At 73.3% G+C, this 21,463-nt stretch carries 16 protein-coding genes; 5 read left to right on the top strand and 11 right to left on the bottom strand.

Features of this window, described 5'->3' with window-relative positions:
• Positions 1-353: 353 nt before the first annotated feature.
• A complete protein-coding gene (locus tag FRAEUI1C_RS15090; RefSeq protein ID WP_013424173.1) occupies positions 354-1,340 on the bottom strand; it encodes a helix-turn-helix transcriptional regulator in 987 nt (328 codons plus the stop codon).
• 103 nt (positions 1,341-1,443) lie between these two features.
• Between FRAEUI1C_RS15090 and FRAEUI1C_RS15085 the strand changes: the two genes are divergently transcribed.
• Positions 1,444-2,982 (top strand): MFS transporter, encoded by a 1,539-nt coding sequence (locus FRAEUI1C_RS15085; RefSeq protein ID WP_013424172.1) that lies wholly within the window; start codon positions 1,444-1,446, stop codon positions 2,980-2,982.
• Positions 2,983-3,337: 355 nt separating this feature from the next.
• On the opposite strand, the gene nagB is transcribed toward FRAEUI1C_RS15085, so the two are convergent.
• The 8 genes from nagB to FRAEUI1C_RS15045 form a co-directional block, all read right to left on the bottom strand.
• Positions 3,338-4,123 (bottom strand): glucosamine-6-phosphate deaminase, encoded by a 786-nt coding sequence (nagB, locus tag FRAEUI1C_RS15080; protein WP_013424171.1) that lies wholly within the window; start codon positions 4,121-4,123, stop codon positions 3,338-3,340.
• Positions 4,123-5,259 carry an N-acetylglucosamine-6-phosphate deacetylase gene (locus tag FRAEUI1C_RS15075; protein ID WP_013424170.1) on the bottom strand — a complete coding sequence of 379 codons (1,137 nt, stop codon included), beginning with the start codon at positions 5,257-5,259 and terminating at the stop codon, positions 4,123-4,125. Before FRAEUI1C_RS15075 ends, nagB begins: the two co-directional genes overlap by 1 nt.
• A 30-nt stretch (positions 5,260-5,289) precedes the next feature.
• Entirely contained in the window at positions 5,290-6,276 is a 987-nt protein-coding gene (locus tag FRAEUI1C_RS15070) for an ROK family protein (RefSeq protein ID WP_013424169.1), read from the bottom strand.
• A complete protein-coding gene (locus FRAEUI1C_RS15065) occupies positions 6,273-7,430 on the bottom strand; it encodes an ROK family transcriptional regulator (RefSeq protein WP_013424168.1) in 1,158 nt (385 codons plus the stop codon). Before FRAEUI1C_RS15065 ends, FRAEUI1C_RS15070 begins: the two co-directional genes overlap by 4 nt.
• The gene (locus tag FRAEUI1C_RS15060) at positions 7,427-8,254 is read right to left on the bottom strand and encodes a carbohydrate ABC transporter permease (RefSeq protein WP_013424167.1); all 828 of its coding nucleotides are present in this window, start codon (positions 8,252-8,254) and stop codon (positions 7,427-7,429) included. The genes FRAEUI1C_RS15065 and FRAEUI1C_RS15060 overlap by 4 nt, the downstream gene beginning before the upstream one ends.
• Positions 8,251-9,219, bottom strand: a complete 969-nt coding sequence (locus tag FRAEUI1C_RS15055; protein ID WP_013424166.1) for a carbohydrate ABC transporter permease — start codon at positions 9,217-9,219, stop codon at positions 8,251-8,253. Before FRAEUI1C_RS15055 ends, FRAEUI1C_RS15060 begins: the two co-directional genes overlap by 4 nt.
• A gap of 146 nt (positions 9,220-9,365) precedes the next feature.
• Entirely contained in the window at positions 9,366-10,619 is a 1,254-nt protein-coding gene (locus FRAEUI1C_RS15050; protein WP_013424165.1) for an extracellular solute-binding protein, read from the bottom strand.
• A 183-nt stretch (positions 10,620-10,802) separates the two neighbouring features.
• The gene (locus FRAEUI1C_RS15045; RefSeq protein ID WP_013424164.1) at positions 10,803-11,897 is read right to left on the bottom strand and encodes an ABC transporter ATP-binding protein; all 1,095 of its coding nucleotides are present in this window, start codon (positions 11,895-11,897) and stop codon (positions 10,803-10,805) included.
• Positions 11,898-12,206: 309 nt separating this feature from the next.
• Between FRAEUI1C_RS15045 and FRAEUI1C_RS36330 the strand changes: the two genes are divergently transcribed.
• Positions 12,207-13,088, top strand: coding sequence for a hypothetical protein (locus tag FRAEUI1C_RS36330; RefSeq protein ID WP_013424163.1), 882 nt, complete (start codon positions 12,207-12,209; stop codon positions 13,086-13,088).
• A 129-nt stretch (positions 13,089-13,217) separates the two neighbouring features.
• A complete protein-coding gene (locus tag FRAEUI1C_RS15035) occupies positions 13,218-16,070 on the top strand; it encodes an FAD-binding and (Fe-S)-binding domain-containing protein (RefSeq protein WP_013424162.1) in 2,853 nt (950 codons plus the stop codon).
• A 190-nt stretch (positions 16,071-16,260) separates the two neighbouring features.
• Here FRAEUI1C_RS15035 and FRAEUI1C_RS15030 read toward each other — a convergent pair whose 3' ends face one another.
• Complete coding sequence (locus FRAEUI1C_RS15030) at positions 16,261-17,577, bottom strand: citrate synthase (RefSeq protein WP_013424161.1); 1,317 nt, start codon at positions 17,575-17,577, stop codon at positions 16,261-16,263.
• A gap of 130 nt (positions 17,578-17,707) precedes the next feature.
• On the opposite strand from FRAEUI1C_RS15030, the gene FRAEUI1C_RS15025 reads away from it, so the two are divergent.
• Positions 17,708-18,895, top strand: coding sequence for a citrate synthase/methylcitrate synthase (locus tag FRAEUI1C_RS15025; protein WP_013424160.1), 1,188 nt, complete (start codon positions 17,708-17,710; stop codon positions 18,893-18,895).
• Positions 18,896-19,089: 194 nt separating this feature from the next.
• Complete coding sequence (locus FRAEUI1C_RS15020) at positions 19,090-20,394, top strand: toll/interleukin-1 receptor domain-containing protein (protein ID WP_013424159.1); 1,305 nt, start codon at positions 19,090-19,092, stop codon at positions 20,392-20,394.
• 50 nt (positions 20,395-20,444) lie between these two features.
• Here the strand turns inward: FRAEUI1C_RS15020 and FRAEUI1C_RS15015 are convergent, their stop codons facing one another.
• Complete coding sequence (locus FRAEUI1C_RS15015) at positions 20,445-21,392, bottom strand: 2OG-Fe(II) oxygenase family protein (protein ID WP_013424158.1); 948 nt, start codon at positions 21,390-21,392, stop codon at positions 20,445-20,447.
• Positions 21,393-21,463: the final 71 nt, after the last annotated feature.

Here is a 21,463-nt window from a genome sequence, read left to right as displayed (position 1 = left end):
GGCGACCAGGGGACGCGGTGAGCACGGTGCTCACGGCCGGGAACATGGCTGCTTCCCGGGAAACCCCCGTATTGGCGGGTTCCGCCCGTTTCTGCCCTCGCGTCCCAGTGAGGAGACGACAATGCACCGGGGCCGCGGGCAGACACTGGTGACGCCCCGGTGTGGGAGCCCGGCGGCGCTTTTCTGAAAACCACGCCGTGACCGGACGAGCACCAACGTAAACACCGGGGCGCCATTCGGCAAAGGCCGGATTAGGACCCGGTCGCCGACCGTGCGTGGCAATCCCTGCTACCCAGCAAGAAAGCCGGGCGTGTTGTGACGGGTGCTACGAGGAACTGGTTTTCGCCGGGCCGTCAGCCAGCCGCGAGCGTGGCCCGCGCGCCGCTTTCCGTCACGTCTTCCCCGCGCACGGCGACCAGCCGGGGCCGTCCGTGCAGCCGGACGATCCGCTCGCGGCTGACCTCGTCGACCGCGTTGTAGACGACAAGCCGGACGCCCGGCATGTCCGCCACGTCGAGGTTGGTCGTGCGCAGCGCGACCTCGCCGACCTCCGGGAGCCGGAACCGCTTGTCGCAGGGCCCGGGCGGCGCGACGTCGTGGGTGGCCCACATCCGCGCGAACAGCGGGCTGGCGTCGCTGAGCCGGTCGACGAACTCCCGCCACTCCGGGTCACCCAGGTGCTGGGTGTACCGGTACCGGAAGACGGCGACCGCGCGGTGGGCCTGCTCGTCCAGGTTGACCAGTGTCTCGCGGCCGCGCTGCGTCACGAACATGAACCAGAAGGAGTTCCGCAGGGCCGGGGGGCCGTAGACGAGGTCGGGGAACATCGCCGCGTAGGTCTGGTTCCAGCCGAGCACGTCGGACCGGTGGTTGACCAGCGCGGCCGGCATCGGCTCGAGGCCTTCGAGGATGGCCCGCAGGTCGCTCGGCGCGGTGTCGCGCTCGGCGACGGCGACCGCCGGCTGCGTCACCTCGGCCAGCCGGTAGAGGTGCTCACACTCCGCCTCGTCCAGCCGCAGCGTCCGCGCGACCGCGCCGAGCACCTGGGCGCTCGCGTTGATCGGCCGGCCCTGCTCCAGCCAGGTGTACCAGGTGACGCCGACCCCGGCGAGCTGCGCGACCTCCTCGCGGCGCAGCCCCGGCGTGCGGCGGCGCGCCCCACCGGGCATGCCGACGTCCTGCGGGGTGATCCGCTCGCGCCGGCTGCGCAGGAACGACGCCAGCTCGGCCCGCCGCTCACCGCCGGCGGTCCGGTGCGCAGGCGGGCCCGCGGGCCGCTGTACGCCCAGGTCCGGGGTGCCCAGGTCCGGGGTGCCCAGGTCCGGCTCGATCGTCGTCACGCTCTCCAGGCTGCCCGAAGCCGGGCTTCGTAGCCAGGTGCTCTCGATACCAGGATGAGTAGGCTCTCGTTACCGGTACTGGCCAGGCCGCAGGCTGGCACCCATGACACAAGCGATCGAGACGGCCGGGGAGCGCCCCGGCACTCCCCCGCCCGACCCTGACCATGCGGACGCCACGCCGGCGAGCGTCGCCGGCATCCCCACCCAACCCGGGGCGCCGGGCCGGCTTCCCGCCGCGCCGGCGCCGGCCCCCGCCCCCACCAGGGCAGGCAGCGGCGGCCGGCTGGCGCTGGCCCTGCTGCTGCTCGGCCAGTTCATGGCCATCCTCGACGTCAGCATCGTCAACGTGGCCCTGCCAACGCTGCGCACCGACCTGCACACGTCCGACTCCGGCCTGCAGCTCGTGGTGGCCGGCTACATCCTGTCCTACGCCGTGCTGCTGATCACGGGGGCGCGGCTCGGCGGGATCCTGGGCCACCGTCGGACGTTCCTCACCGGCCTGGCCGTGTTCACGGTGGCGTCGCTGGCCTGCGGGCTCGCGCCCGGGTCCGGCTCGCTGATCGCGTTCCGGTTCGTCCAGGGCGCGGGGGCGGCGCTGATGACCCCGCAGGTGATGAGCCTGATCCAGCGGACCTTCACGGGCGCGGCCCGGGCCAGGGCCCTCGGCCTGTTCACGGCCGTGGTCGCCGGTGGCGTCGTCGTCGGGCAGGCGGCCGGCGGGCTGCTGGTCAGTGCCGACATCGCCGGCTCCGGCTGGCGGCCGGTGTTCCTGCTGAACGTGCCGATCGGCGTCGCGCTGCTCATCGCCGGGCCGCGGTCCCTGCCGAAGGACCACGGCGAGCGTGGCGAGGGACTGGACATTCCGGGCCTGCTGGTCATGAGCCCGGCGGTGCTGCTGGTCGTGCTGCCGCTGATCCTCGGCCACGACGAGGGCTGGCCGGCGTGGTGCGTCATCTCGATCATCGCCGGGGTGGCGCTGTTCGGCCTCTTCATCGCCGTCGAGCGCCGGATCGCCGCCCAGGGCCGGCGCCCGCTGATCTCCGGGCAGGTGCTGCGGGTGCCCGGTCTGCTGCCGGCGGTCGGCGTGCTGCTGCTCGCTCCGGCGACGTGGGGGGCGTTCCTGTTCACCACCACGCTGCACCTGCAGGGTGACCTGCGGATGACGCCGCTGCGCTCGGGGCTCGCGTTCGTCCCGTGCATCGCGGCGTTCGCGCTGGTCAGCCTTACCTGGCAGCGGCTGCCGGCCGCCTGGCACCGGTGGCTCGTGCCCGCCGGGTTCACGCTGGCTGCCGTGTCCTACCTGGGCATCGGGCCGCTGGCCGGCGGCGGGGCCCGCTACGAGGTGATCACCGGGCTGATCGGGCTCGGCCTGGGCGTCATGCCGATCATCATGACGGTCGCGCTGGAGCACGTCCCCTTCGAGGTCGCGCCGGACGCCAGCGGCCTGCTGCTCACCGTGATGCAGCTCGGCCAGGTCATCGGCGTCGCGACGATCGGCACCGTGTTCCTGACGGTCACCGCCGACAGCCACTCGACCCGGCACGCCGAGTACGCCACCGGCTGGGCGCTGGCCGCCGCGACCGCGCTGGCCGCGGCCACCGCGGTGGTCCTGGCCCGCCGCCGGGTGGCGATCGCCGAGTAGGCCGGGGGCGTACGGCCGGCATTCCCGCCGGCGCCGATCACGGTCGTCCGCCGGCCCGAGCGGCCCGCCGTCGCCCGCCCCCACGCGTTGGCCGCCCCTTCCGCGCCGTCGCCCGTGCGCCGCCACCCTGGCGCCCGGCGACCAGCCGAAAGGGGCGGCCACGCGCTACGACTCCCCCGCAGCCCGTTCCGGCGCCCGCGCCAGCCGCGGCCCGGCACCACCTTCAGGCTGTGATCGCCGTTTGGGCCCTCGGGTGGTTGGACCAATGCCCTGGTCACGACCACCCGAGGGCCGAAACAGCGATCTTCACACGCCAGGCACGCCGACGGTGGCCACGGCCGTGCCGGTCTGGGGGTTAGAGCCCCTGCCAGGGGGGCTTGCCGGCGTAGACCTCGCGGTAGTACGAGCCCCGGGCCAGGGCCGCGGCGGCGGGTTCGTCCAGCAGGACCGTGGCGTGCCGGTGTAGCTGCAGCACCGACGCCGGGCAGGACGCCGAGACCGGGCCCTCCACGGCGGCCGCGACCGCCTCGGCCTTGCCGGCGCCGGTCGCGATCAGCAGCAGGTGCCGGGCCCGCAGGATGGTGCCCAGCCCCTGGGTCAGCACGTGGCGCGGCACCTTCTCCAGCGAGCCGAAGAAGCGCGCGTTGTCGGCCCGGGTCTGGGCGGTCAGCGTCTTGAGCCGGGTGAGGCTGGCCAGCGACGAGCCGGGCTCGTTGAACGCGAGATGGCCGTCCGACCCGATCCCGAGCAGCTGGACGTCGACGCCCCCGGCTCCGACGATCAGGGACTCGTACCGCTCGCCCGCCGTGGCCAGCCGGTCCTCGTCCGGGTCGGGGCCGTGCACGCGGCCCGGGTCGATGCCGAGCCCGTCGGTCAGCTCCCGGGCGATGGTGACCAGGTAGCTCTGCTCGTGGCCGGGCGGCAGGCCGACGTACTCGTCCAGGTTGAAGCAGCGCACCTCGTCGTACGACGGGCCGGCGCCGGCCCGGTGGCGGCGGATCAGCTCCCGGTAGGTCGGCAGCGGGGTCGAGCCGGTGGCCAGCCCGAGCACGGCGGCCGGCGTCCGGCGGACCTGCGCCTCGATGACGTCGGCGGCGAGCACCGCGACCTGCTCGGCCGTGGTGAGGGGCACGACCTCCATCAGTACCGTCCGTTCGGGTCGTGGACGACGTGCCCGGCCACGATCGTGGCGACCACGTCGAGTTCCTGGTCCAGGATCGTCAGGTCGCCGCGCGCGCCTGGCCGCAGCGATCCGCGGGCCGGGTCGCCGACGAGCGCGGCCGGCGTCGCGGTGGCGCTCGTGACGGCCTCGCCCAGCGCGCAGCCGGTCGTCGCCACGAGGGTGCGCAGGCACTGCGGCAGCGACGCGGCCGAGCCGGCCAGCGTCCCGGCCGGCAGACGCACGGTGCCGGCCGAGACGATCACGTCCTGGTCGCCGAGCCTGGCCGGGCCGTCGGGCAGGCCGAGCGCGGCGGTGGTGTCGGAGACCGCGAGGAACCGGTCCGGCCCGAGCGCGCGCCAGGCGAGGCTCAGCGTGAGCGGGTCGAGGTGGTGACCGTCGGCGATCACCCCGGCCACCAGCCACGACCCGCCGAGCGCGGCGCCGATCGGTCCCGGCTCGCGGGCCCGCAGCGGCGGCATGGCGTTGCCGAGGTGGGTGACGAGCCTGGCCCCGGCGTCGAGGGCGTCCGCGACCTGCGCCGCCGTCGCCTCGGTGTGGCCGACCGAGACCAGCACGCCGCGGGCGGTCAGGTCACGGATCACGTCCAGCGCGCCGGGCAGTTCGGGGGCGAGGGTCACCAGGAGGACGCCGCTGTCCCGGGACCAGCCGTCGATCACGGCCGACGACGGTGGCACGAGCCAGCGCTCCGGATGCGCGCCCTTGCGGCCCGCCGCGATCATCGGCCCTTCGTAGTGGAGCCCGAGCGGGACGGCGCCTGCCCAGCCGGGGGGCGGGCCCGCCCGGAACGCCGCCAGGGCCCGGGCCCGCGCTTCCGGCGCGGAGCTGATCACGGTCGGCGCGAACGCGGTCACCCCGAAACGGGCCAGCGCGGCCGCGACGTCCCACAGCCGGTCCGGCTGGTCGGTCAGGTCGTGGCCGGCGGCGCCGTTGACCTGCAGGTCAATGAGGCCGGGCAGCACGTAGCAGCCCGTGGCGTCGTAGGACGGCCCGTCGTCAGGTGGTGGGCCGGCCACGACCCGGCCGCCCACGATCACGACCTCGACCGGGCGGCCGGTGGCGGCCACACCCCCGACGACGCGAAGGTCACCGGTCACCGCGGCGTCCTGGTCATCCGGCGTCGCCGGTCATCCGGCGTCGCCGATCATGGCGGCGCCCAGCGCGCCGACCGGGACTCCCCGGGGCACCAGGGTGAGCCGGCTCGCCAGGTCCAGCGACGACAGGAACGGCGAGGTCGCCGCCTGCGCGCGCAGCGCCCCGGCCACGGCGTCCAGCAGCGGAGCGCCGAGGTTGGCGACCCCGCCGCCGAGGATGATCGTGCGCGGGTCGACGGTCAGGCCGAGCATCCGGATCGCGTCGGCGACCCCGTCCACGAAGCGGTCACGGGCCGCGACCGCCGTCGGGTCACCCGCCGCCGCGGCCGCGAACAGCGCCTGCGCGGGTGGCACGTCGCGGGACGGCCAGGCCGCCGACGCCGCGGAGCCGGAGGCGACCAGTTCGAGGCACCCCTTCTGCCCGCACGAGCAGAGCTCGCCCGCCGGGTCGACCGGCACGTGCCCGATCTCGCCGGCGGCGCCGTGCGCCCCGCGCCGCAGCACGCCGTCGAGCACGAAACCCGCCGCGAGCCCGGTGCCGAGGCTCACGTAGGCAAGATCGTCAGCACCGCTGAGCACGTGCGCGCCCCAGGTCGCGGCGTTGAGGTCGTTCTCCAGCGTCACCCGGGCCGGGCCTGCCCCGAAGTGGCTCCGGGCCGTGTTTGCCCCGAAGTGACTCCGGGCCGTGTTTGCCCCGAAGTGGCGCAGCGCGCCGGCCCGCGCGCCGATCTGGTCGGCCAGCGGGAACCAGTCGCCGCCGAGTCCGAGGTTCACGGCGTGCTTGACGGCACCCCGGCGGCGGTCGACGATGCCCGGCACCCCGACGCCGACGTCCGGCGGCAGCGGGCCGTCGACCGCTTCGGCGAGCCGTTCGAGCACCGCTCCCGCGGAGGCCAGCACCCCGTCGGGCCCGGCGACCGTCTGCTCGCGCGCCTGAGCCAGCACGGTTCCGTCACCGGCCACGACCACCCCGAGGATCTTGGTCGCCCCGATGTCCAGCCCCACGCGAACCCCGGTCACGCGACCCCCAGCTCGCCGGACAGGACCAGCACCGCGGCGCCGGCGAGGACGACGTCGTCGCCCAGCGTGGAGGTACGTACCACGAAGTCGGCCGTGCTGACGGCCATCGTCCGTTCCCGGACGACACGGTCGACGGCCTCCCGCAGCGGGCCGTCAAGCAGGTCGGGGGGCCCGGCGAGGACGAGCTCGTGCAGGTTGAGCAGACCGATGACCGGCGCCAGCGCGTCGCCGAGCACCTCGCCGACCTGGGTCAGCCCTGCCCGGTCCTGTGCCCGCAGCCGGGGCACCGCGAGCACCGTCTCCAGGCAGCCGGCCCGCCCGCAGGCGCAGGGCTTGCCCGCCGGGTCGACGACCACGTGGCCGATCTCGCCGGCGGCCCAGGCGTGGCCCTGGACGAGGACGCCGCCGATGACGAGGCCGGCGCCGACACCGGTCGCGATGCGCAGCAGCATGAAGTCCCCGTCGCCGGCCTCCCCGAAGGTGTGCTCGCCGAGGACGGCGGTGTTCGCGTCGTTGGCGACGTAGACGGGGACGCCGAGCTCGCGGTGCAGCGTGCCCGCGAGATCGACGTCGCGCCAGCTGAGGTTGGGCGCGTCCAGCACGACACCGCGGGCGTCGACGACGCCGGGGCTGCCGACGCCGACGCCGAGCAGCGGCCGGTCCGTGGCCGCCCGCAGCTCCTCGGCCAGGCGCACCGCCAGCCGGACCGCCTCGGCGCCGGACCGGCCCTCGCGGGGCAGCTCGACGCGCGCCTTGACCACGCCGAACAGGTCCTGGACCGCGCCGATCATCCGGTCGTCGGGCGACAGGTCGAGCGCCACGATGTGCGCCGCGTCGGCGACGATGCCGACGAGCGTCGGCGGCTTGCCGATCCTGGTCTCGACCGGCGAGCCGAGCTCGGCGACGAGACCGTCCTCGATCAGCCCGCCCACCAGGTCGGAGACGGTCACCCGCGTCAGGCCGGTGGCCCGGGCCAGGTCGGCGCGGCTGTTCGAGCCCTCGCTGAACAGCTGCTGCAGGATCAGCGCGCGATGGTGGCGCCGGGCGTCCTGGCCGAGCAGCTTGCCTGTCGGCCGCAGCGACCGGCGGCGCGGGCCGCCGGACCGCTCCCCCTCCGTCGCGGGGCGCGGCCCTGGGATCCTCGCTGGGCTCACTTCACCGCTCCGGCGGTCAGGCCGGTGACGACGCGGCGCTCGATGATCGCGAACAGGACGATCACCGGCACCGTGGCGACCAGCCCGCCCGCGAACAGGTGCCCCCAGTCGGTGGCGTACTCCCCGACGTAGCCGTCGATGGCGACGGTCAGCGGCCGGTTCCCGGCCGGCGAGCCCAGGCTCAGCGTGAGCGCGACGAGGAACTCGTTCCACGCGGTGATGAAGGTGAAGATGAGCGCGGTGACGATGCCCGGCGCGGCCAGCGGCAGGGTGATCCGGAAAAGCGCGCCGAGCCTGCCGAGCCCGTCGACCTGCGCGGCCTCCTCCAGCTCCACCGGAATGGAGGAGAAGAACGCGTTGAGAATCCAGACCGCGAAGGCGAGGTTGAAGCCGGCGTTCACGATGATCAGGGAGACCGTCGCCGACGGCAGGTTGAAGTTGGTGAACTCGCGCTGCAGCCCGACCAGCATCGCGGCCGGCTGGAACATCTGGGTGGCCAGGACGAGCAGCAGGAACGCCGTCCGCCCGCGGAACCGGTGCCGCGCGGTGTAGTACGCGGCCGGCACGGCGACCAGCAGCGCCAGCAGCGTGGCCCCGCCGGCGACCTCCAGGCTGACCCCGATATTGCCGCCGAGCCCGCCGGCCGACCACAGCGAGGTGAAGTTCGAGAAGGTGAAGTGGCTCGGGAAGTAGTTCCTCTCGCCCAGCTCACTCTTCGGCCGGCCAGCCGTAATGATCATCTCGACGTACGGCAGCAGGAAGACGATCGCGACCAGGTACGCCCCGGTGGCGAGGACGGCGGTGCGCGCGCGGGAGGTCCTCACCGGTCCACCTGCTCCTTCCAGCGGGTCGTCGACAGGTAGATCACGACGATGAGGATCACGAGGCCGAAGTTGATGACCGACATCGCGGCGGACTCACCGACGTTCCCCTGCTTGAGGTCGACCATGTAGATGGTCGAGGTGCTCGTCTGGTAGCCCGGCCCGCCCCGCGTCATCTCCCAGATGATCGGGAACGAGTTGAACACGTTGATGACGTTGATGAGCGTCGCGACGATGATCGCCGGCCGCAGCAGCGGCAGCGTGATGTGCAGGTAGGAGCTCAGCCCGGTCGACCCGTCGATCGAGGCCGCCTCGTACACGTCGTCGGGAATGCCCTGCAGCCCGGAGAGGATCGCGTAGGTCGTGAACGGCAGCGACACGAAGACGGCCACCGCCATCATCCAGACCAGCGCGTGGCTCGGTTCGCCGAGCCAGTAGGCCTGGTGCGAGCCGAGCTTCTTCACGACGCCGATCTGGTGCAGGAACAGGTTGATGACGCCGTTGTTCGGGTCGAGCGCCCAGCGGAAGATCAGCGCGGTCATCATCACCGACGCGGCCCACGGGACGATCAGCGCCCAGCGCGCGACGCGGCGCCCGGGAAAACGCTGGTGGAAGAGCTGCGCGAGGCCGAGCGCGAGCAGCATGGTCACGACGACGACGGCGACGACCCACAGCACCGTGCGCACCAGCACCGAGACGAAGTCCGGCTCGCGGAACAGGTGCCGGTAGTTGTGGGTGCCGTTGTAGCCGGCGACGAAGCCCTCGCCGCCGATGTGCTGGAACGACGACTGCACCATGACGACGACGGGCCACACCACGACGACGCCGATGAGGACGAGCGCCGGGCCGAGCCACGCCAGCGGCGCCAGCCGGGCCAGCGCGGCGCGCGGCCACGACCGGCCCGAACCCACGGCTGGTGTGAGGCGACCCTGGGCCACGTCCGGCGTCAGGGGACTCAGGGTGGCCATCCGGTCCTCACGCTCCTGGCTCGACTAGGGGATGTTCGACTACTGGGATGACGCTGCGGTGGGCCTTTCCGGAATGAGCGGGAAAGGCCCACCGAGCATGGCGCAGACGGGGCCCGGCCTCACGGCCGGACCCCTGACCAGCGGGCTCAGCCGCCGGCCGTGGCCGACTGCTGCAGGTTTCCGAGAACCGCCGCCGGGTCACCGGTGACGGCCGTGCCGATGGTCTGCTGGATCTTCGTCTTCACGTTCGCCCAGGCGGTGTCGCTGGGGTACTGGATCGACTTCGGCAGGGCGGTCAGGAACGGCGCGAACACCGGGTCCGAGGAAAGCGCCGTGCTGGCCGTGCTGGTCGCCGGCAGCAGGTCGTACTCCTTGTCGAACTGCAGCTGGTACTTGTCCTGGTAGGCGAAGTCCAGGAACTGCCTGATCTGGGTCTGGTGACCGTTCGGCTTGAACGCGGCGACGTTGTCGCAGACACCGAGGGTGGTCGAGAGCGGTCCGGACTTGCCGGCGATCGGGACCGAGGTCCAGCCGCTGTCGGTCAGCTTGCCGGCCGCCTGGATGATCGGGATGAGCGCCGGCGAGCCGTTGACCATGCCGACCTGGCCCTGGGCGAACTTCTGCCACAGGTCGGTGCGGTTGACCGTGCCGGGGTTCGGCTCGGTGTCACCGGCGGCGACGAGGCCCTTGAGGAAGGTGAAGGCCTCGGTGTTGGCCGCGCTGTTGATGGTGTACTTGCCGCCGGTCTGGTAGCCGCCGCCCGCGCCGAGCATCCACAGCAGCGACTCGGCCTGGGCCTCCTCGGAGCCGAGCGGCAGCCCGAAGCCGATGTTGCCGGTGGCCTTGATCTTCTCGGCGTCGGCCTGGACGTCGGCCCAGGTCTTCGGCGCGTCGGTGATGCCGGCCTGCGCGAAGAGCTTCTTGCTGTAGAACAGCGTCCGGCTCGACGTGGTGAACGGCAGGCCGTACTGGGTTCCCTCGAAGGTGCCCTGGTCCTTGAAGGCTGGCAGCAGGTTGCCCGGGTTCGAGAGGACGTCGGAGGCCGAGTAGAGCAGGCCGTCCTGGGCGTAGTTCGAGAAGTAGTCGCCCTCGGTGATGTCCGGGTACTGCTTGTTCTGGATCATCGTCTGGACCTGCTGGTCGAACTGGGTCCAGGGAATCGTCGTGATCTTGACGGTGATGTCGGAGTGCGCCGTGTGGAAGGCGTCGGCGATGTCCTGCCAGTACTTGGTGCTGGTGTTGGACGGGCCGGTGCCGTAGTCGGCGACGACGAGCTTCAGCGTCGTCGCGCCGCCGGACGACGAGCCACCGCCGCTGCTCCCGCACGCGGCCAGCGCGAGCGCGGCGGCGGCCGCGAACGCGACCCCGCCCGCGACCCGACCGGTGAGCCTTCTGTTCATCGGCCCCTCATCTCTGCCATGGAGGTGGTCCGGGCCGCCCAGTCGCCCCGGCCGCCCAGAATTTTTGTTAGTTCAGCAGCCTTACTTATTCGAGTCAAGACGTTTGACCCGGATTCACCGGAACGTAACGAGATGCGACGAGTGGCCGCCCGGACGACCGGACGGCCACTCGTCAGCCGCGGGTCAGGCGGTCAGGCGCCGGCCGGTGGCGGTGTCGAAGAGGTGGATGTCGCCCGGTTCGACGGACACCTGGAGATGATCGCCTCGCGCGACCTCGCTCCTGGGCGAGACCCGGACCACCAGGCGCCCAGGGTTCTCGGAGCCACGGTCGCCGCCGCCCAGCGCGACGGTGCCGTGGACGTAGGAGTCCGAGCCGAGGTGCTCGACGACCACCACCTCCACCGGGAGGCCGCCGTCGGGCACGACGTGGAACGCCTCGGGCCGGACCCCGACGGTCACGTCCTTCGGCAGCTTCGCCAGCGTCGCGGCCGGCACCGGCACGTCATAGCCACCGAGCCGGACGAGGCCGCCGGACACCTCGGCCGCGAGTAGGTTCATCTGCGGGCTACCGATGAAGCCGGCGACGAACAGGTTGGCCGGGCGGCTGTAGAGCTCCATCGGCGTCGCGACCTGCTGCAGCTCGCCGGCGTTCATCACCGCGACTCGGTCGCCCATCGTCATCGCCTCGACCTGGTCATGCGTGACGTAGACCGTGGTCGCGCCGAGGTCGGCCTGCAGCTTCGCGATGTCGGTCCTGGTCTGCACCCGCATCTTGGCGTCGAGGTTCGACAGCGGCTCGTCCATGCAGAAGACCTGCGGCTCCCGCACGATCGCCCGGCCCATCGCCACCCGCTGGCGCTGGCCGCCGGACAGCGCCTTCGGCTTGCGGTCCAGGTAGTCGGTCAGGCCGAGCAGCGCCGCCGCCGACTTCACCCGGCGCTCGCGCTCCTCTTTGGGCGCCTTGTTGACCTTGAGGGAGAACTCCATGTTCTCGAAGACGGTCATGTGCGGGTAGAGGGCGTAGCTCTGGAAGACCATCGCGATGTCGCGGTCCTTGGGCGCGAGGCCGGTGACGTCGCGGTCGCCGATCAGGATGCGGCCCGCGGTCACCTCCTCCAGCCCGGCCAGCATCCGCAGGGTGGTGGACTTGCCACACCCGGACGGGCCGACGAGGACCATGAACTCGCCGTCCTCGATGAGCAGGTCGATGCCGTTGACCGCCGCGGTGGGCGCTCCCGGGTATCTCCGCTCGGCCTTCTCGAAGGTCACGCTAGCCATCGGTTCTCCTTCACCGGCAGGCACGTGCCGGACGATCCGTAGTGAAGTGAGATCCGCGCCCCGCGCGGGGCGCGGCGAGACTGCACCGTACACCGACATCTCGGGCGGTTCAGCACCCTGACGAGCGTCGGCGGCGGCCCGTTTGTCACAGTAGGCAGGACGTCTCACAGGTTCCGCTGGTATCACCGTTGTGTCGTGACGAGGCGCCAGCCGCGGCGCGTCGTCCCACGCCTGACCTGCCGTTCGACTCGGTGCCCGCCGGCGCCGCTGTTCCGTGCCCGCCGGCCGACCACCGGAAAGGCCCACCTGATGGCCAACAAGCGCCCGCGACCCGGCTCGACGACCGCGCAGGAGTCCGCTGCCGGCCCGTCCTCGTCGGAGGGCAAGTCACGGCCGAGCCCGGCCGCGCCGCGCGGCTCGGGCGGGCCGTCCGGCGGCCAGCAGAACGCCAAGACCAACGCCGCCCGCAAGAAGGCCGCGGCGCTGCGGGCCGAGCAGGCCAGGCGCGAGAAGCGCCGCCAGGTCCTCGGCTGGTCGGCCGGGATCGGCTCGATCGTCGTGCTCGCCGTCGTCGTGATCGTCCTGGTCGTCACCGTCGGCAACGACAAGCCGTCGGCGACCAGCACCAGCGCCGACGTCGCGACGAGCACGCTGACCGGCCCGCAGGGCCCGGAGGGGATCGTGCTCGAACAGGGCACGGTGCTCGCGCCCGTCACCGCCGCGGCCAACGGCGAGACGGTCGACGGCGTCAAGTGCGAGGCCCAGGAGCAGGTCGTCTACCACATCCACGCGCACCTGACGATCTACGTCAACGGGGCGCTGCGGCCGGTGCCACCGGGTATCGGCATCGTCGAGCCGCAGAACTCGTCCGGCGCCGGTGAGCCCGAGATGGACTCGGCCACCCAGTGCTACTACTGGCTGCACACGCACGCCCAGGACGGCGTCATCCACATCGAGGCCCCGAACAGCGCGACCTACACGCTGGGCAACTTCTTCGGGATCTGGAAGCAGACGCTGAGCGCCACCCAGGTCGGCTCGGCCTCGGGCAAGGTCACCGCCTACGTCAACGGCAAGCTGTTCACCGGCGACCCGGCGACGATCCCGCTGACCAGCCGCGCCGACATCCAGCTCGACGTGGGCTCGACCACCCCAGCGCCGCAGAAGGTCGACTGGTCGATCTCCCAGCTCTGAGGCGCGCCGCGCCCGGCCCGCCTCCGCTCCGCCGCGGCGGGCCGCTGCTCGTCACGTGCCAGGCCGGCGATGTGGCGGTTCGCCGGACGCGGGCGTGAGCCGACCGCCGGCCTGCGACAGGATGGACCGGTGGGCAAAGATCAGCAGGCGTTGGTCGAGGCGCTGACCCGGGCCGGCGTCACCGAGGTGGACGGCTCGGCCCGGCGGCGGGCCGAGTACTCGTCCGACGCGTCGAACTACCGGGTGGTGCCGACCGCGGTCGCCTACCCGCGCGACGCCGACGAGGTCGCCGCGGCGCTCGCGGCGGCCCGCGAGGTCGGCGCGTCGGTCACGGCCCGGGGCGCCGGAACCTCGATCGCGGGCAACGCCGTCGGACCGGGCCTGGTGCTGGACTTCTCCCGGCACCTCAACCGGGTGCTGTCCCTGGACCCGGCGGCGCGGACCGCGCTCGTCCAGCCCGGGGTGGTCCTCGACGCCGTCACGGCCGCCGCGGCCGCGCACGGGCTGCGGTTCGGGCCCGACCCGTCGACGCACAGCCGGGCGACGATCGGCGGGGCGATCGGCAACAACGCCTGCGGCTCCCGCGCGCTGCGCTACGGGCGGACCGCGGACAACGTCGTCGCCCTCGACCTGCTCACCTCGTCCGGCGAGCGGCTCACCGCGCGGCGGTTCGGGCGGGACGGGCTGGCGGCGGCCGGTCCGTTGGGCAAGGCCCTCGACCAGGTCGTCCACGCGAACCTCGGGCTGATCCGCACCGAGTTCGGCCGCTTCACCCGCCAGGTGTCCGGTTACTCACTGGAGCACCTCCTGGCCGAGAACGGGGCCGACCTGGCCCGGTTCCTGGTCGGCACCGAGGGAACGCTCGGCCTCGTCACGGCGGCGACCGTCGAGCTGGTCGAGGCACCGGCAGCGGTCGCCCTGGCGGTGCTCGGCTACGAGGACATCTTCACCGCGGCCGAGGCTGTCGCGGCGGTGCGCCCGCACGCGCCGGTGGCGCTGGAGGGCATGGACGCCCAGATGGTCGACGTGCTGCGGGCCCGGCGCGGGGCGGCGGCCGTGCCGGACCTGCCGCGCGGCGGCGGCTGGCTGTTCGTCGAAACCGCCGGAGCCACCGAGGCCGAGGCGGTCGCCGCCGCCCGGCGGCTGGTCGCCGACTCCGGCTGCCTGGACGCGACGGTCGTGACCGGGGCGACCGCGCGGGCGCTGTGGCGCATCCGGGAGGACGGCGCCGGGCTCGGCACCCGCACGCCGTCGGGTGACCCCGCCTGGCCGGGCTGGGAGGACGCGGCGGTGCCGCCCGAGCGGCTCGCCGCCTACCTGCGCGCGTTCAAGGCGCTGCTCGCGGCGCACCGGCTGGACGGGCTGCTCTACGGGCACTTCGGCGACGGCTGCGTGCACGTCCGGATCGACTTCCCGCTCACGTACGGGCACGGCGCCGGGCCGTTCCGGGAGTTCATGCTCGCCGCCGCCGACCTCGTCGCCGCGCACGGCGGGTCGATGTCGGGCGAGCACGGCGACGGCCGGGCCCGCGGCGAGCTCCTCAGCAAGATGTACTCGCCCGACGCGCTGGCCGCCTTCGGCGCCGTCAAGCACGTCTTCGACCCGGACAACCTGCTCAACCCCGGGATTCTCGTGGACCCGGCGCCCGTCGACGCCGACCTGCGCGTCCCGGCCGCGAAGCCGCTGCGCGCCGGCCTCGCCTACGCCTACCCGCACGACCAGGGCGACCTGTCCGTCGCGGTCCATCGCTGCGTCGGCGTCGGGCGCTGCCGTTCGGACAACACCGGGGTCGGCGGCGTGATGTGCCCGTCGTTCCTCGCGACCCGTGACGAGAAGGACTCGACGCGCGGCCGGGCCCGCGTCCTGCAGGAGCTCGCGAACGGCGGCCTCGTCTCGGGCTACCGGTCGAAGGAGCTCGCCGAGTCCCTGGACCTGTGCCTGTCATGCCGGGGCTGCGCCTCCGACTGCCCCACCGGCATCGACATGGCCACCTACAAGTCCGAGGTGCTGCACCAGAAGTACCGCCGCCGGCTGCGGCCCGCCTCGCACTACAGCCTGGGCTGGCTGCCCCGGCTGGCCCGGGCCGCCGCCCGGGCTCCCCGATTGGCCAACGCGGCGCTGCGCGCCCCGGGCGCCGCCCGGCTGGCCAAGGCCGCCGGTGGCGTCGACCCCCGCCGCGACCTCCCGGTCTTCGCCTCGCGCACCTTCCGCCAGTGGTTCGCGAAGCGGGCCCGGGTGGCGGGCGCCGACGGGACCGCTCGCCCGGTGCTGCTGTGGGTCGACACGTTCACCAACCACTTCACGCCCGAGGTCGGCCAGGCGGCGGTCCGGGTGCTGGAGGCCGCCGGGTACGAGGTCAGCGTGGTCGGTCAGTCGGTCTGCTGCGGCCTGACCTGGATCAGCACCGGTCAGCTCGACACCGCGAAGCGCCAGCTGCGCCGCAGCCTCGACGCCCTGGAACCCGCGCTGAGCGCCGGAATCCCGATCGTCGGCCTGGAACCGTCCTGCACGGCAGTGCTGCGCCGCGACGTCACGGAGCTGCTGCCGGACGATCCGCGGTCCGCCCAGGCCGCGGCCGCCACCGGGACCCTCGCCGAGCTGCTCACCGCGACGCCGGGCTGGTCGCCGCCACGCCTGGACGGCGTCCGCGCCGTCGCGCAGCCGCACTGTCACCACCACGCGGTCCTCGGCTGGGCGCCGGACGCGGCGCTGCTGGCGAAGGCCGGCGCCGAGGTCACCCAGGTCGGCGGCTGCTGCGGCCTGGCCGGCAACTTCGGCGCGGAGAAGGGCCACTACGACGTCTCGGTGGCCGTCGCCGAGACCGCCCTTCTCCCGGCCGTCCGAGCCGCCGGCCCGAACCCGACCGTCCTCGCCGACGGCTTCTCCTGCCGTACCCAGCTGACCCAGCTGGCCGCGACCGAGTCCCACCACCTGGCCCAACTCCTCGACCAGGCCACCGGCCACACCGAGCCGCCCGGCTAGCTCCACGACCGCGAGGGCCCTGTCTTGATCGCTGTTTTGGCCCTGGGGTGGTCGTAGTCGCGACGTTTCCACGACCACCCCAGGGCCCAAACGCCGATCATGAAAGGGTGGAGCGCCCCGCGAGGCCAGTAAGGGGTCGGCGGCGGCTTTGCGGAGCGGCTGACGGCTGGGCCGGGTTGGTGGAGGGGCGTCAGGCGGGGCGGGGGCCGGTGTAGGTGCCGCGGGGGCGCAGGCGCAGGGCGGGTTCGGCGTATTCCTCCAGGGCGTGGGCTATCCAGCCGGCGGTGCGGGCGACGGCGAAGATGACCTCGCCGGCCTCGGCGGGCATTCCGGCGTGCAGGGTCAGCGCGGCCAGGGCAAGGTCGATGTTGGCGTGGGTCTCGGCGCGCGTGGCCGGCACCGGCGTCAGGGCACGGCCGGACGCGGCCCGGACGACCGAGGCCGCCGCGTCCAGGATCTCCGCAGCGCCCGGGAGCCCGCGCAGCGACGCGAGCAGGGCCCGGGCCCGGGGGTCGCCGTCCGGGTAGAGGCGCATGCCCAGGCCTGGGATCGGTCGGCCGGAGCGCAGGTATTCGGAGATCACCCCGATGGCGTTCCCGCTGGCGACGACCTCGGCGAGCATCCGGTGGGCCAGGCCGCTCGCCGCACCGTGGAGGGGGCCGTCAAGGGGGCCGAGGCCGGCCGAGACCACCGCGTAGGGGCTGGCCCGGGCCGAGGCCGCGACTCGGGCGGCCAGCGTCGAGGCGGCCAGGCCATGGTCGGCGAGCAGGACCAGTGCCTGGTCAAGGCAGGCGACGGCCCCCGGGGTGGCCGGCACCGGGGTGAGCTTCGGCCAGAGCCGCTCGGCGACCGACCCGGTGGCCGGGCCGTTGGCCGGGCCGGCTGGCTGCGTTTCGCTCGCCGGCGGCAGGGCGTCGACCAGGACGGCGATCAGACCGGCGCCCATGGCCAGCACGTTCTGCCGGCGCAGGTCGAACCGCAGCGGGTCGGCGGACGCGGCCACGGCCACCGCGACCCGGAGCCGGTCGTTGAGCCGTGCCTGGGCCGGTAGCGTCTCGGTCGTCCGGCGCACCGCGGCCACCAGCTCCTCCGGCGCCCGCAGCTCGACGGCGGGCAGCTCCCCCGAGGACGGCCCAACGACGGGCCGGCCGTCGCTGCCTGCGCCGGAACCGACCTCCCAGAGCCAGGCGACGGCGGCCTCGAAACCCTGGCTCTCGGCGAGCTGGACGGCGTCACGGCCACGGTAGTAGAGCCGGCCTCCCTCACTCAGCGTGATTCCAGACCGCATCGGAAACGTGTCGTCAAAGGCTTCGGCGGGGCGCGGGCGGGCCCGCCCACGCCGGGCCGCGAGGGCGTCGACCTCGCGGGCGTCGAACGTGCTGCCCCGTCCGTCGGGTGCCGGCTCGCTGGTCAGCAGGCCTCGGCTGGCGTACGCGTAGACGGTCTGCGTCTTGACCCCGAGCAGCTCGGCGACCTCCTGGGTCGTCAGCCGCGCCTCGTCCGCCACAGTCCCACTCCCCTGGTCAGCCGGCTGACCAGCTGGCACGGCCCGTCCGGTGGCTCCGCTCACGTTGATTGTAGTCAACGTTGACAGCATTGATACACCCGATCGAAAGTGGTCGCCGGAGGCGATAACGATGTCGATCGCAACAGAACCGGCCCCCAGCTCGGCCGGCCGCGGGACGCAGACGGTCACGGTTCCCCGGGGCCTGAGCGGGGTCGTCGTGACCGAGACCGAGCTCGGCGACGTCCGGGGACGCGAGGGCTTCTACCACTACCGCCAGTACTCGGCGATCGAGCTGGCCCAGCGGCGGACCTTCGAGGACGTGTGGCACCTGATGCTGTTCGGCGAGTTGCCGGACGCCACGACGCGGGCCGCCTTCCAGGCCCGGACGGCGCCGCTTCGCCATCTGCCCGGCTCGCTGGCGGAGATCCTGCCGGCACTGGCCAGGTCCGGGAACGGCGCGAATCCGCTGTCCGTGCTCGGCGCGGCGCTGACGGCCGCTGCGGGGGAACGCGGAATCCGGCCGTTGTACGACCTCACGCCCGAGGAACGCCGGGCCGACGCGCTGTTCGTGACGGCGCTGGTCCCGACTCTGCTGACCACGCTCTACCGGCTCGGGCGAGGGCTGGCGCCGGTCGAGCCCCGCGACGACCTTCCGCACGCGGCGAACTATCTCTACATGATGACCGGCGAGGCGCCTCGTCCCGAGCAGGCCCGCGCGATCGAGCAGTACCTGATCTCGACGGTCGACCACGGCTTCAACGCCTCGACGTTCACCGCCCGGGTGATCGCGTCCACCGGCGCGGACCTCGTCGCCTGCCTGGTCGGTGGCCTCGGCGCACTCTCCGGGCCCCTGCACGGCGGCGCCCCGAGCCGGGCCCTGGACACGCTCGACGCGATCGGCACCCCGGACCGGATCGACGGCTGGATTCGCGAACGAGTCCTCACCGGCGACCGGATCATGGGCTTCGGCCACGCCGTCTACCGGACCGAGGACCCGCGGTCCCGGATGCTGCGGGAGATCGCGGAGGGTATCGGCGGCGGGCAGGTCGATTTCGCCGTCGAGGTCGAGAAGCAGGTGCTCGGGATTCTCGCCGAGCTGAAGCCGGGCCGGGAGCTTTACACCAACGTGGAGTTCTACGCCGGCGTCGTGATGGAACTGTGCGGGCTGCCCCGCGAGATGTTCACGCCGACCTTCGCGGCGGCACGGGTCGTCGGCTGGAGCGCGAACATTCTCGAACAGGCGGCGGACAGCAAAATCATCCGCCCGGCGGCCCGCTACGTGGGCCCGCCCCCGCCCCAGCCAGTTCCGTCGGCCTGAGCGCTGCCGGCCGGCGCCCTGGCCGGCAGCCCAGGGCGCCGGTCGACGCGTGTCGCCGCGAGGGCGTCGGGCTGCCTCCCCACCGCGATGTCGTTACAGTCACCGCACGGCTTCGGATCCGGAACCAGCGCCCGGCAATGCCCGTTCTGGAAACGTGAGAAGCCGCGGCAGCGATGACGGGGAGGCGGCTGTTGGTGGCAGGGCTGGATGACGCGCGGGTCCAGGGAATGGACGGGCGACAACGGCGCGCCGTCAGAGAGGCACTGGGGGCGGCCTTCCCATCCTGGGGACGGTTCGCGGAGTTGCTCGACCGCATCAACCGCAGGATCACCGACTTCGGGGCCGAGCGCACACCACTGCCGGATGTGGTGTATGCCGTCGTCGAGGGCGCGCTCGCCGAAGGTTGGCTTACCCAGCTCCTGGACGAGGCCGCTCGGGCAAATCCCGGAAACCGGCTGCTATCGGACGTCGTGATCGGTTACCGCGTCACTGAAGGTCCGGACGCCGCCAATCCCGTTACCGAGGTGATCAGTCCGCCCGATGTACGCACGGTGATCGGCGCGCTGGCGGACGAGTTCTCGGACCCTACGGCCGCGAAGACACTGATCGCGGCGGCGCGCCTGCGGCCCGCGCGACAGCCGAGTTGGCAGGTGGGGAACGCCGAACTCTTCTGGTCCGAGGTCTACCGCCTTTACGAGGGCGGCGCGGTCGTCGGTGGCTGGCCGCTGGTGCTGCGGGAGGCGTATCTCCAACGGCCAGCCAACCCGATCATCCGCGCGGCGGCGCTCGCCGCCGGGGTCGCCGACGCCACGGCATCGTCGCCGCGGGCGGAATCCCCACCGCCGGCGCAGGGCGGTACCGACCCTGCCACGTCGGCCGCCGCCGGACCTGAGCGGCAGACCGCTCCCCCGGCGGCCGCGACAGGCACAACAAGCGTGCCTCGGGACGATGCGCGACCCGGCGTCCCGTCGGCCGGCGGCTCTTCTCCCACGACCGGCGTGGTCGCGGGGGCGGGACCGGCCACGGAACGCCCGTGGGACTTCTTCGTCTCCTATACCGCCGCCGACAAGGGCTGGGCCGAGTGGATCGCCTGGCAGTTGGAGGAGGCCGACTACACGGTCTACATCCAGGCGTGGGACTTCGTCCCGGGCTCGAACTGGATGAACATGATGACGCGGGGAATCCAGCGCGCCAACCGGACGATCACCGTGCTTTCCCACGCCTACATCGACTCGGTGTGGGGAACGGCCGAATGGCAGGCGGCGCTGCGCGCGGACCCGGACGGGTTCAAGCGCAAGGTCATCCCGGTGCGGGTCGAGGACTGCGAGCGGCCGACGCTGCTGGCGACCGTCGTCGGCGTCGACCTGTTCGATCTGCCCGAGGACGAGACCGCTGCCCGCCTGCTGGCCGGGGTCGCGGCCGCGCTCGGCGGCCGCACGAAGCCCAACACGAAGCCCAGCTTCCCGCCGAGCACGGGAGGCGCCCCGCCGTCACGCTGACGAGCCAGACGTCAGCGTGCGCCGGCCGGCCGGGCGTCGGCGCGGGCGCCTCAGGTCGCGGTGTACGCGGCGCGCTGGCGGGCCAGGACGTGGTCGCGGGCGGCGACGCCGGAGCTGTCGACCTCGTCGGTGCCGACGGCGGCCGGGGCGACCCACGTGTCGAGATCCGGGTGGTGGAAGAACACCGCCGAGAACCGGTCGGTCTGCGGGACGCCGGGGGTGCGGGGCGGGTTGACGACGCGGTGGAGGTTCTTCGGGATCTGGCCGCGGGTCCACAGGTGGAGCAGGTCGCCGGCCTGGAGCAGGACCGCGCCCGGCGGGAACTCGACCGACGCCCACCCGCCGTCCGGGCCGATCGCGGCCTCCAGGCCGCCTCGGCCGTCGGCCCACAGGAGGGTGAGGCCGCCGATGTCGGCGTGGGCGCGCTGCCGGGTCTGGCCCGGCCCCGGCTCGTCGGGCTGGGCGAGGTAGTGGTTCACGCACAGGTTCGAGTGCTGCCGGGACGTCCAGGCCGGCAGGTCGGCGGCGGGCAGCCCGAGCGCCTCGGCGATCATCTCGACCAGCCGGATCGTCAGCGCCCGCGCCGTTCGGTAGTAGGCGGTCCAGGCCGGCGCCAGCCGGGCCGGATTCGCCGGCCACGGGGAGAAGGCCGCCGCCCAGGCGGCATCGCCGGAGAACCCGGCGGGGTCGGGCAGAGCGAGCTCGTAACGCTCCAACAGCAGGGCATCCGCGCCACCCTCGTACAACGGCTGCCAGCCGGCCCACTCCCCCGTGCCCGACCAGCGCACCCGCGCCTTCTCCTCCGGGTCGAGCGCGAAGAACTCCTGGGACGTCTCGACCATCGCCGCGAGATCCGCGCCGAAGGAGCCTGCTGCTGAGAATCGGTCCAGCCCGGTGAGGAACACGCACGAATGCGCGCGCAGGGCCTCGACCAGCGCGCCGGCGGAGGTGGTCGGGAAATCGAGCACGGGTACCCGCGCCGCGGGAACGGCAGCCATCACGTCTCCAGGTCGGTGGCAGACACCGGGCCGCCGTTCCGACGCTGGAGGTGATACCCGAGAACGCTCCC

The organism is Pseudofrankia inefficax (genome assembly GCF_000166135.1).
Lineage (GTDB): Bacteria > Actinomycetota > Actinomycetes > Frankiales > Frankiaceae > Pseudofrankia > Pseudofrankia inefficax.
This window is presented reverse-complemented; position numbering and strand designations above follow the sequence as displayed.

What these genes read in the sequence shown, in the direction of transcription:
- FRAEUI1C_RS15085 (WP_013424172.1), top strand. Translation starts at nt 1,444, where the DNA reads ATGACACAAGCGATCGAGACGGCCGGGGAGCGCCCCGGCACTCCCCCG.
- nagB (WP_013424171.1), bottom strand. Translation starts at nt 4,123, where the DNA reads ATGGAGGTCGTGCCCCTCACCACGGCCGAGCAGGTCGCGGTGCTCGCC.
- FRAEUI1C_RS15055 (WP_013424166.1), bottom strand. Translation starts at nt 9,219, where the DNA reads ATGGCCACCCTGAGTCCCCTGACGCCGGACGTGGCCCAGGGTCGCCTC.
- FRAEUI1C_RS15025 (WP_013424160.1), top strand. Translation starts at nt 17,708, where the DNA reads ATGTCGATCGCAACAGAACCGGCCCCCAGCTCGGCCGGCCGCGGGACG.
- FRAEUI1C_RS15045 (WP_013424164.1), bottom strand. Translation starts at nt 11,897, where the DNA reads ATGGCTAGCGTGACCTTCGAGAAGGCCGAGCGGAGATACCCGGGAGCG.
- FRAEUI1C_RS15015 (WP_013424158.1), bottom strand. Translation starts at nt 21,392, where the DNA reads ATGGCTGCCGTTCCCGCGGCGCGGGTACCCGTGCTCGATTTCCCGACC.
- FRAEUI1C_RS15050 (WP_013424165.1), bottom strand. Translation starts at nt 10,619, where the DNA reads ATGAACAGAAGGCTCACCGGTCGGGTCGCGGGCGGGGTCGCGTTCGCG.
- FRAEUI1C_RS36330 (WP_013424163.1), top strand. Translation starts at nt 12,207, where the DNA reads ATGGCCAACAAGCGCCCGCGACCCGGCTCGACGACCGCGCAGGAGTCC.